General features: G+C 43.1%; 10 protein-coding genes. 6 read left to right on the top strand and 4 right to left on the bottom strand.

Annotation, left to right across the window (positions count from 1 at the left end; translation table 11 throughout):
• Positions 1 to 97 precede the first annotated feature (97 nt).
• Together cobJ and BGL89_RS18155 are read right to left on the bottom strand one after the other, a co-directional pair.
• Positions 98 to 1543: a precorrin-3B C(17)-methyltransferase gene (gene cobJ, locus BGL89_RS18160; protein WP_286826939.1), complete on the bottom strand. Its 1446-nt coding sequence runs from the start codon at positions 1541 to 1543 to the stop codon at positions 98 to 100.
• Complete coding sequence (locus BGL89_RS18155; protein WP_286826938.1) at positions 1540 to 2268, bottom strand: Uma2 family endonuclease; 729 nt, start codon at positions 2266 to 2268, stop codon at positions 1540 to 1542. Before BGL89_RS18155 ends, cobJ begins: the two co-directional genes overlap by 4 nt.
• Positions 2269 to 2639: 371 nt before the next feature.
• Here BGL89_RS18155 and BGL89_RS18150 point away from each other — a divergent pair, with 371 nt between their 5' ends.
• Positions 2640 to 3350, top strand: coding sequence for a DUF8619 family protein (locus tag BGL89_RS18150; RefSeq protein WP_286826937.1), 711 nt, complete (start codon positions 2640 to 2642; stop codon positions 3348 to 3350).
• Between the two features lie 295 nt (positions 3351 to 3645).
• A complete protein-coding gene (locus BGL89_RS18145) occupies positions 3646 to 4074 on the top strand; it encodes a DUF29 domain-containing protein (RefSeq protein ID WP_286826936.1) in 429 nt (142 codons plus the stop codon).
• 69 nt (positions 4075 to 4143) lie between these two features.
• Here BGL89_RS18145 and BGL89_RS18140 read toward each other — a convergent pair whose 3' ends face one another.
• Positions 4144 to 4632 (bottom strand): helix-turn-helix transcriptional regulator, encoded by a 489-nt coding sequence (locus BGL89_RS18140; protein ID WP_286826935.1) that lies wholly within the window; start codon positions 4630 to 4632, stop codon positions 4144 to 4146.
• Between the two features lie 130 nt (positions 4633 to 4762).
• Between BGL89_RS18140 and BGL89_RS18135 the strand changes: the two genes are divergently transcribed.
• The gene (locus tag BGL89_RS18135) at positions 4763 to 5293 is read left to right on the top strand and encodes a calcium-binding protein (RefSeq protein WP_286826934.1); all 531 of its coding nucleotides are present in this window, start codon (positions 4763 to 4765) and stop codon (positions 5291 to 5293) included.
• A 333-nt stretch (positions 5294 to 5626) separates the two neighbouring features.
• On the opposite strand, the gene BGL89_RS18130 is transcribed toward BGL89_RS18135, so the two are convergent.
• The gene (locus BGL89_RS18130; RefSeq protein WP_286826933.1) at positions 5627 to 5833 is read right to left on the bottom strand and encodes a type II toxin-antitoxin system HicB family antitoxin; all 207 of its coding nucleotides are present in this window, start codon (positions 5831 to 5833) and stop codon (positions 5627 to 5629) included.
• An 829-nt stretch (positions 5834 to 6662) separates the two neighbouring features.
• On the opposite strand from BGL89_RS18130, the gene BGL89_RS18125 reads away from it, so the two are divergent.
• The 3 genes from BGL89_RS18125 (at position 6663) to BGL89_RS18115 (ending at position 10174) form a co-directional block, all read left to right on the top strand.
• Complete coding sequence (locus BGL89_RS18125) at positions 6663 to 7412, top strand: septal ring lytic transglycosylase RlpA family protein (protein WP_286826932.1); 750 nt, start codon at positions 6663 to 6665, stop codon at positions 7410 to 7412.
• Between the two features lie 274 nt (positions 7413 to 7686).
• Positions 7687 to 8388, top strand: coding sequence for an ABC transporter ATP-binding protein (locus tag BGL89_RS18120; RefSeq protein WP_286826931.1), 702 nt, complete (start codon positions 7687 to 7689; stop codon positions 8386 to 8388).
• A gap of 124 nt (positions 8389 to 8512) precedes the next feature.
• Positions 8513 to 10174, top strand: coding sequence for an NAD(P)H-quinone oxidoreductase subunit 4 (locus BGL89_RS18115; RefSeq protein WP_286826930.1), 1662 nt, complete (start codon positions 8513 to 8515; stop codon positions 10172 to 10174).
• Positions 10175 to 10363: the final 189 nt, after the last annotated feature.

Genomic DNA, 10363 nt, shown 5'->3' with positions numbered 1-10363 from the left:
ATACCTCTACTTTTTCAGAAGCAATTCTGTCTAAGCAAGTAATCTCTGTGAACCAAGAATCCCCGTCTCTTTAGAGCGGGGAGTGTCAAACGACCACTTAATAGTGACGTGGAGTATAAACCCATTGCTTGGTTTTACCCTGCTCAATAAGGCGAGTTTTACTCGATCCAATCAAAATTATGGTTCGCATATCCGCATCTTTAATAGTCATATCCTCTAGGAATTTCACCGTCACTGTTTCCCCTTTTCGCCCTAAATTACGCGCTAGTACCACAGGAGTTTGCGGCGAGCGCCATTGTAATAAAATCTCTTTTGCCTTCTCCAATTGCCAAGTGCGCTCTTGAGACACAGGATTATAAAATGCGATCGCCAAATCTGCTCGGGCCGCTAACTCAATGCGCTGAGAAATCACCTGCCAAGATTTGAGAATATCTGATAGGGAAATCGCACAAAAATCATGTCCTAAAAGTGCGCCAACCCTTGCGGCCGCCGCTTGCATCGCCGAAATCCCCGGACAGACCTGAATTGCGATCGCATCCCATGCCGGTTTTGCTTTTTTTTCTAATACCTCAAACACGGCCGCGGCCATGGCATAAATTCCGGGATCTCCGGAAGAAACTAAGACAACCGATCGCCCCTTAGCCGCTAAATCTAGGGCTATTTCCGCGCGATCGAGTTCCACCCGATTATCCGATTCATGGCGGACAATTTCTGGTTTTCGCAGGGATTCTACCAAATCCAAATAGGTTTTATAACCCACCCAATCCGTGGCTTTTTCCAATACTTCTCGAACTTCCGGCGACATCCAATTTAGCGCACCAGGGCCGGTTCCGACTATGGCTAATTTACCTTGACTTTCGTTGGCAAAATCCCCTGGGGACAAACTGGATTTTTCCTTAATTTGCTGGCTTTCCTCACAGAGATAAACTAAACAGTTAGTGCTAGGTTTTGCTAAGTTTAAGTTATTTTTATCGATAATCTCAATGCTCAGTTTTGCTGCTGATGAAATCGGTAAATTACTATTTTTTAACCAGTCCGCTTCACCAATTAATTTTACTTTTTCACCCGCCAATAAATCGGCAAGAAACTTCTTAGCATCATCGGGATTAACTAACTGATAACCCAGTGGTGGCGATAATAAAGTCGTTTTAAATCTAATATCACCAGTGGTGGTAATTGCCGGGGAAATTTGCCAAACCGAGGCAATTTGACGAGCGAGATCATTAACCCCTTGTAAACCCCCCAACAAAGGCACTACGGCGCTGCCATCTTCCGCGATCGCTAATACAGGTGGTTCTTGCCATTTATTAGTTAATAAAGGTGCTAAAGTGCGAATTAAAATACCCGCCGCACAAATGCCAATAATTGGCGTTCCCGTCTGGAAAAATTCTCGCACCGTTTCGCCAAAATTAGTATAGGTAAAATCAGCCGAATGGGTACGATTTATTAACCCATAAACCACTGCTTCCGGTATGGCCATCTGCACTTGACGAGCAACGGGGATACTGGTTTCTCCTAAAATGAGAATAGCTGGAGGTTTCATTTGGCTTCCCCCGACTGCGTTGCGATTAACTTTTGGATAAATTCTTGATGCTCTGCCGAGTTAATTCCAGCCTTTAAGCTGTCTAACACCCGTGACATATTGCCGTTGAGCATGGCTGAAATATCTAACCACAAACCCGGAAATACTAGAGAGCAAATCACCCCTTCTTGGTTGGGTAACAAAGAAATATAATCGCCATCTTGTAAACTAAACCAATCAATTTTTTGATCAAATACCTGCCAAACCAGGTATTCTTGAATGCCACTGCGTCGATAAGCACGTTTTTTATCCCCTAAATCTATGGCGGCACTACTAGCGGCAATTTCTACCACTAATTCCGGCGATCCTTCTAGGTATCCCTCTGCACTTAGGGTTGATTTTCCCCCGCTTTCTTGACTAATTAATAACACCCCATCCGGCTGTAATTCGTTGTCGATATCCAAGCGAACTGTTGGCTCAATACCCATTTGTACTTGGGGTGTAGCAGCTTGATAAACTCCCAACCAAGTGATTAAACGTCCGTGGGGTTCAGCATGAAATTTAAACCTTAATGGGGATGCCATATACACAACTCCTTCGATAAGTTCGGCTTTTTTTAATCCTGGCATAGCTTGATAACGGCGCTCGAATTCGGGACGAATTAAGCGATCCCCATTTTCTAAGGGTGGTAAATGTTGAGTGGTTACAGTCTGAGAATTTAAGGATTTAGCCAGGGAAGAAGTCATGGTGGCAGTCTTTGGGAACAAAACAGCATTGATTTTATTATAGATTGTTTCATTGGACTTCTTGAGGGATTTAATTTTTAACTGAAATTTCCCCAGAAGTCCCGCGCTTTTAGCGATGGGATGAATGGCGACCAACAGATAGACAATTACCCAAAACTATAGCATTTATCTTAGTGATGAGGTACAAAGTTTTCGTTTTGGGAAGTCGGTAGTCGATACCAAATTAGGTTACACTTCATCTAGTTATGAGAAACGCTGTAATAACTGATATAGCGCACCTAAATGAAAGGTAAACGTCCTCTTCTGGAGCCTACCCGTTCACGAATCAATTAGGCACACGATAACTGATAACCGATAACTGATAACTGATAATGTTGGTTCCCCTTACCCGTGAATCGATCGAGCAAATTGTCCCGATTATCGCCACCGGCCCCCAGTACGCTCACTATTGGGGTAAATGGTCCGATTTTCTGCGCCGTTTATTCATTTCTATCATCGCTCTCACCGCAGCTTGGTTAATCGGTAATTTATTCGGCCCCGGTGGTTTAACGATTAAACTGATTTTCGACATTATCGCTGGTTTATATTGGCTCTGGGGTCCGGTTTATTGGGCCAGTGTTCGCAATAATACCTATCGTCGTCTTCCCTACGGAGGGTTTTGGCGCGGTCGCGTTTTCGATGCTTTTGTCACCGAGGAATTAATCGGGGAAGAAGAAAGGGTCAATAAACGCGGGGAATTAGAGATTATCGAAAATCGCCAACGCTGTATTAATCTAGAAATCGGTGATCCAACTGGCTTTTCGGCGATCGTTCGCGCTCCCCTCAAACGCATTCATAAATCGATCCGTCCTGGGATGGTGGCCGAAGCTTTGTTAATGTCTCGAGAACCCGATTTAGGGGATATCAATCAGCTTTCTGATGTCCATCTTCCCCAACTCGACCAGTGGATAGGGGAATATCCTGTGCTTCGACGCGATATTTTCCAGCAAGTTAGCGGCGAATTAGGAGGGGGAAAAGAACCCCGGCCAAAACCTTCTCGTTATTCTAATAATAATGTCATCCGAAGACGCAAAACCCGTTAATTGTTCGGCGATCGCTGAAAAGACACCGGTTTCTCGGCCATCAATGAATAATACTAAATCCTGTTGAAAAGGTATAGGAGAGTGGGGTGTGGGGTGTGGGGAAAAGGGAGAAACAATTCATAACTTGAGAGTTAATCACACTATTAAAAACGGATTTGGAATAATAATCAATTAAATGGTCTATTTACAGATTTTATGCCATTTAATCCTTATTTTTGCCGTTTTTGAACCATCAAAAATTAATTATGCAGGAGGTTTAATATAATGTTAATTGAGCTTAGAAGGAGATAAATCGATGACGGCATCCTATGAGCAAGACTTTGGACTTTGGGCCGAACAAATGGCCGATTTATTAGCCTCTGGTCGGTTTTCCGAGTTAGATATTGAGAATTTAGTCGAAGAGGTAAGGGATTTGTCGAAACGGGAGCGCGATCGCTTACTCGCTAGTCTAAGATTAATTTTGCATCATTTATTAAAGTGGGACTATCAACCTCAACGGCGATCGCACAGTTGGCTGGGGACTATTCAACGAGAAAGAGCTAATATTAGGCTTTATTTGGACGATAGCCCCAGTTTAAGGCGATATTTAACCGATGAAAGCCTATTTAAACTCTATGCTGTTGCTTGTGCCGATGCCTTTAGAGAGACGGGGTTAGAGTTTCCCCCCGTTTGTCCCTACGGTATTGAGGATATTTTAAATCGTTCTCTTCATCTGTCGGAATGATAGACGAATCTACTCACCTAGCGACTGTATCTTAGAATACATTGTGCCTACCAAAACCAGCCGAAACCCCTAGTCATTTTCTTCTTCTCTATTTTCAATATTTATTGCTGACATTTCTGAAGGCAAAGGAGTTGCTAAACGAATATTGACATCAATCATCAATTGATTTTTTTCAATCTTTATATTCGCTCTTTTCACAACAATGAAGGCAGAAATAGAATCACTGGCATCGTATTCAAGAGAAAAATCTCTTTTATAACCAGCGTCCTCTAACCATTCAGCAATATTACGCCAATTCTCTACCTTGCCATTATTATTACCAACCAGTTCTTTAACGTATTGATAGAGCGTAGTACATAAATCTACCTCAACGCCTTTACGACTCTTCTTGAGTTTTTCAGCAATTTCTGTGGGACTATAACCGCAGAGTAATCCTTGTAAATGTTTTTTTTCAGTAGGAGTCAGTCGCTTTCCCTTAACAGAAGCAAGATCAAGATAAAGAGTTTCTAAGTCCCATTGACTCATAGCTCGGGAAAAAGGGTCATTATTGGTATCCATAAATTTTTGCCTGAAAATTTCCTAGTCAGATTCTAGCATAATTCCTAGTGTTGACTAATTGAATGATGTAGAACTATAACTTATTGTAAATGATTAGTAAACAACCACTTTTTAATTGAGGTAATTAAATATGCCTAGTTATACTCCTCCTACCAGTTATACTGGTACTAAAAATGGCGATATAATCTACGGATCTGCTCAAAATGATTATATTTTTGGGGCTGGTGGGGGTGATCGTTTATATGGCGGTCTTGGAAATGATACTCTTGCGGGAGGTGAAGGGAATGACTATCTTGCCGGGGGCGATGGTGACGATATTTTACAAGGATCGGACACTCTTAATTATTACTACGGCATCCCCGGTCTCACTGTCCCAGAATATGATACTTTAGTTGGAGGTGCGGGTCGTGATACATTTGTAATTGGGACTAATCGAGGTAATCTTAATATGGGACCTGGTTATGCAGTAATAGCTGATTTTACCTCTTTTGTTGATCGCATTCAAGTTAAAGGAAGTGGAGTATCTATTACTCTTAAAAAAGAAAATATGGTTGGAGGAGGTGCTTCAGATACACTTATTTATAATGGTACAGATTTGATAGCAGTTGTTCAAGATAATAGTAGTTTACAATTAAATAGTAGTTATTTTAACTTTGTTTAATGCAACTATCAGATTTTGTAGGGTGCGTGTTTGCGGCTACCAATTCTGTTAAAAAAACAAAATCAATAATCCGCGCCCCACGCACCAACTTTGTCGTTAAATTGGTGCGTTATGATTATAATACTTAGAGGTCATCTGGAGTTAATCCTGTTAATTTAGCAATTCTTGCTAACATTTTCGGTCCAATTTCATCGCCATCATGGCAAGCAAAAACGACATCATTCTAGCCAGACCTGTCTAAAATTTTATCAGAGCCTGTCTGTCGTTTAATTTTCCAACCTATGCTTTTTAATGCTTTTAAAACTTGTTTGGCTTTCGTTGCTGACCATTGACTCATAGAGCAACAAATGATAAATTTAGGTGATTTTCTGGAAGTTCTCCCTGTTCAAGTTGATCGGCTAAGACACGCAAGGCAAGTGCTTGAACTTTAGCCATAGCTTCCTGTTGACTATTGCCATAGACTAAAACTCCCGGAAGTTCGACGATTTCAGCAATATATCGTCCATCTTCTTCTTGTTCTATGTCAATCTTATAATTCATTTGAGAATTACCTATGGGATGACCTGCTGTCTTGATTATATTAGATTTTATAGCCGCTCTTGTCGGTTGGATTGACCTAAAAAAACCCAACACACAATTAGATAGGGTTTGCCGAAAAAGCTTTTCGTGGGGTTAGGAGTCGGGCCGGATGAAAAAATTTTCACCCCCACAGATGAAAGAGGTTTCTTTCCCCACTTCCCCACTTCCCCACTTCCCCACTTCCCCACTTCCCCACTTCCCCACTTCCCCACTTCCCCACTTCCCCAATCCCCTATCCCTTTTAAACAGGATTTAGTATTAGCCTGTATTAACATTTCTGATTGCGTTGTTAAGTTTGGCTAATAACAGCTTATTTTTAGTTCCTTGTCAAGCCCCTATTATAATTTTTTATCTCTGACCCTTAGCCCGATTTAACATTTATCTTAAAAATCTGGTTTTTTGTAGCGAACAAAACAGTTTTATTAACCATTATCTGCATCGATAGAGGCAAATCGAGGAGGGCTGATAATCCTTGAAAGCCTTGTCAATACTAGCATTATTCCCTCTCAAAATTTCACTAATTCCCTAAGTTTTCCTAACCTTGATCCCCTCTAGGACACAAAAAATTAAAAACCTATCATCTTAACTTGGTTTTTAGCGCCAGTCAACCCTTTATTTAAATTTTTGATTCTCTTGCCCGATAACGATACAAATTCTCGTAATGACCAACCAATTTTCCGTGATACGGTTGAACAGAAAGCAACCAAGTTAGCTCTGCAAGCACAAAGGAATGTTAGCAAGTTCCTTCAGCTTTGCATTGGGAACTTGCTAACGCACAATAAGAAAGTCTATGAATAAACAACTGATCAACAAACTACAAGCTGTAACTGCCCTTACCGTAGTGGGGACTACAGCTTCGATAATTTGTTCCCAGACAGCAGGACACAGCAACAGCCTGACGGATATTAGCGTAGAGCGTCAAACTGTTATCGAGTCCACCTCTCAAACCATTCTGTCCGCTTTTTCTAATAGTCGAACAAATGATTCAAGTATTAAGATATCACGTTCGGTTCAAGATAATGCTAACGAAATTCTAAAAACTTTGGAGTCCCTAGTGGACAAAGAAAATACCGTCCCTGCAAGCGTTACACCCCGGACCCAAGAGGCCATTCCTTCGACGATACAACCCCAATCACAACCCAATCAAGTCAAGCCGGCCCCAGCTAATGCCCCAGCTACCAATCCTGCCTCAGTGACACCAGCAGAGAAGCCGAAAACAAGCCAAGCGGTAAAAACCAGCAGCCGCCCCCGTAAAAAGGGAATGGCCTCTTGGTATGGTCCTGGTTTTCACGGTCGTCGCACCGCTAGTGGTGAGACTTTTAACTCTAGTAGTTTAACCGCCGCCCATCGCTATCTACCTTTCGGCACCAAGGTTAGGGTAACTAATCTGCGTAACGGGCGCTCGGTGGTGGTGCGAATTAACGATCGCGGTCCGTTTAGCGGTGGTCGCCTCATCGATCTCTCTAGAGGTGCGGCAGCGATTATCGGTGTCTTCCAATCGGGAGTTGCCCCGGTTGTCTTGGAAGTTTTAGGCAGATAATCAGTTATCAGTTATCAGTAAACAGTTATCAGTAAACAGTAGGCAGCGAAAAGACAGCACTGTTAATCTGCGTCTTGGAAATTTTAGTACAAATGATCGGAATTCCTCCTTATCCCTGACTAAAAACTCACATCTGATCACTGGTAACTGGTAACTGGTAACTGGTAACTGGTAACTGATAACTGGTAACTGGTAACTGGTAACTGATAACTGGTAACTGGTAACTGGTAACTGGTAACTGCTATAGTGATCCTATTGGGATTTGACTGGGTTTATGTTAGAAATTAGCGATTTATCGGTTAATTATGGCGGAATAAAGGCATTACAGCAGGTTAGCTTAAGGGTAGAAACGGGGGAAATTGTCACCCTGATTGGAGCGAACGGAGCAGGAAAAACGACGACTCTAAAGACGATATCTAGGATTTTAACGGCAAAGACGGGGCGAATAATTTATCAGGGTCAAGATATTACCCATTTACCGCCCCATGAAATCGTTAAGCGGGGAATTGCCCATAGTCCGGAAGGGAGAAGAATCTTAGCGCGTCAAACAGTCTTGACAAATTTGCAGTTAGGTGCTTATACGAGAAGCGATCGCCTAGCAGTAAAAAGCGATATCGAAGAGCAGTGGCAACTGTTTCCCCGACTATCGGAGCGCCGAGAGCAGTTAGCGGGAACCCTAAGCGGTGGGGAACAGCAGATGCTGGCGATCGCCAGAGCTTTAATGAGTCGTCCCAAGTTATTGTTACTAGACGAACCCAGTTTAGGACTAGCGCCGCAGATAGTGCGAGAAATCTTCAGTATTATCCGTCAATTAAACGAATCGGGAGTAACTATCCTGTTAGTGGAACAAAACGCCAATTTAGCCCTAGAAACTGCCAATCGCGGCTATGTTTTGGAAGCGGGACGCTTGACTATCGCCGGAGAAGCCGGGGATTTACTCAAGGATGAGCGCGTCAAACAAGCTTATTTAGGTTAATCGATGATGATGCGCCAACTATCTATAAAAGTCTATGGTAAAGGCAGGCCAAAAAATATTCACAAAATTTTACAAAGTCGCATAAAATGAACACATAACGAAATAGGTATTTTTTCTTACTGCCATGCTAACGGCTAACTTCCCCTGGCTCACTGCCATCATTTTGCTCCCCTTGCTTTCCTCCTTCCTTATCCCTGTAATCCCCGACAAAGAAGGAAAAACTGTTCGTTGGTTCGCTCTTGGAGTCGGACTAGCAGACTTTGTTTTAATGTGCTACGTTTTTTTACAAAAATATGATTTAAGCAACCCCAACCTACAATTAGTGGAAAAAATCGATTGGGTTCCCCAAATAGGTTTAAGTTGGGCGGTGTCGGTGGATGGTATCTCGGCACCGTTAGTTTTATTAGCAGGATTAGTGACAACCCTTTCTATCTTGGCCGCGTGGCAAGTGGACCGCAAACCCCGTTTATTCTACTTCCTGATGCTGTTGCTCTACGCCGCTCAGATTGGTGTTTTCGTCGCCCAAGACTTATTATTATTCTTTTTAATGTGGGAAATCGAGTTAATTCCCGTTTATCTACTCGTTTCCATCTGGGGTGGTCAAAAACGTCGTTATGCCGCCACTAAATTCTTACTCTACACCGCCGCCGCTTCTATCTTCATCCTCGTTGCCGGTCTAGCCATGGCCCTTTACGGTGGTGGTGCGATGACCTTTGATATGGCGGAATTAGGATTTAAAGATTATCCCCTCGCTTTAGAATTAGTCCTTTACGCTGGTTTATTAATCGCTTTCGGGGTCAAACTCGCTATCTTCCCCCTCCATACTTGGCTCCCCGATGCTCACGGTGAAGCTTCTGCACCTGTATCGATGATTCTCGCTGGTGTTCTCCTCAAAATGGGTGGTTACGGTTTAATCCGTCTTAATATGGGGCTTCTACCCGATGCACACATCTACTTTGCCCCCATTCTAGCGATTCTCGGTGTCGTTAATATTATCTACGGTGCTTTCGCTTCCTTCGGTCAACAAAACATGAAACGCCGTCTCGCTTATTCCTCGGTTTCACACATGGGATTCGTCCTTTTAGGGATTGCTTCCTTTACCGATGTGGGTATTAGCGGTGCTATGTTACAAATGCTCTCCCACGGTTTAATTGCCGCCGTCTTATTCTTCCTTGCTGGTGTCACCTACGACCGCACCCATACCTTAGCTTTAAACGAGATGGGTGGGATTGCCCAAGCGATGCCGAAAGTCTTCGCTCTCTTTACTGCCGGCGCCATGGCTTCCCTAGCGTTACCTGGAATGAGCGGTTTTGCCAGCGAAATTACCGTATTCATCGGTGTCACTAGCAGTGACGTTTATAGCCAAACCTTCCGGGTTGTGACTGTCTTCCTCGCTTCCGTTGGTTTAATCCTCACCCCGATTTATCTACTCTCCATGCTTCGTCAAGTTTTCTACGGAGATGGTTCTTCCTGCGATATTACTAACATTCTCCCCAACAAAAGTAACGAACAGGCAGTTTGTTTCGGTACTAGCTGTGTCCTCCCTCATGAATCAGAATATATTGACGCTAAACCCAGAGAAATCTTTATCGCTGTCTCTTTCCTCGCTTTGATTGTCGCTATCGGTTTCTATCCCCAACTGGCTACCCGTATCTACGATGTGAAAACGGTGGCAGTTAACTCGGAAGTGCGTCAAGCTTACACAGAAATCGCCGCCACTCGTCAAAATATCTACGCTGAAACTCAACCGGACGTAAGCGCAAAAGTTGCCAGTGTCTTCCATTGACACTCCCGTCGCTAAAAGCGAGGGATTCTTGGTTCATTGAGTTTCCTTAATCTGGCAGGACGTATCCAACCAAACCAGAGGGAATCTCTCCCCAAGCTTGAGTTCCGGTATGCCCTACCGTACTTAGTCCCTTTTTGAGAATATTGATAGCGGCGTTAATATCTCTATCTTCTACATAGCCACAATGGG

Origin of the sequence: Microcystis sp. LSC13-02, assembly GCA_002282935.1 — a bacterium.
GTDB lineage: Bacteria > Cyanobacteriota > Cyanobacteriia > Cyanobacteriales > Microcystaceae > Microcystis.
Note: the sequence above shows the minus strand (reverse complement) of the source record. Positions and strands in the feature narration are given on the sequence as shown.

What these genes read in the sequence shown, in the direction of transcription:
- BGL89_RS18115 (WP_286826930.1), top strand. Translation starts at nt 8,513, where the DNA reads ATGCTAACGGCTAACTTCCCCTGGCTCACTGCCATCATTTTGCTCCCC.
- BGL89_RS18120 (WP_286826931.1), top strand. Translation starts at nt 7,687, where the DNA reads ATGTTAGAAATTAGCGATTTATCGGTTAATTATGGCGGAATAAAGGCA.
- BGL89_RS18135 (WP_286826934.1), top strand. Translation starts at nt 4,763, where the DNA reads ATGCCTAGTTATACTCCTCCTACCAGTTATACTGGTACTAAAAATGGC.
- BGL89_RS18155 (WP_286826938.1), bottom strand. Translation starts at nt 2,268, where the DNA reads ATGACTTCTTCCCTGGCTAAATCCTTAAATTCTCAGACTGTAACCACT.
- BGL89_RS18125 (WP_286826932.1), top strand. Translation starts at nt 6,663, where the DNA reads ATGAATAAACAACTGATCAACAAACTACAAGCTGTAACTGCCCTTACC.
- BGL89_RS18130 (WP_286826933.1), bottom strand. Translation starts at nt 5,833, where the DNA reads ATGAATTATAAGATTGACATAGAACAAGAAGAAGATGGACGATATATT.
- BGL89_RS18145 (WP_286826936.1), top strand. Translation starts at nt 3,646, where the DNA reads ATGACGGCATCCTATGAGCAAGACTTTGGACTTTGGGCCGAACAAATG.
- BGL89_RS18140 (WP_286826935.1), bottom strand. Translation starts at nt 4,632, where the DNA reads ATGGATACCAATAATGACCCTTTTTCCCGAGCTATGAGTCAATGGGAC.
- BGL89_RS18150 (WP_286826937.1), top strand. Translation starts at nt 2,640, where the DNA reads ATGTTGGTTCCCCTTACCCGTGAATCGATCGAGCAAATTGTCCCGATT.
- cobJ (WP_286826939.1), bottom strand. Translation starts at nt 1,543, where the DNA reads ATGAAACCTCCAGCTATTCTCATTTTAGGAGAAACCAGTATCCCCGTT.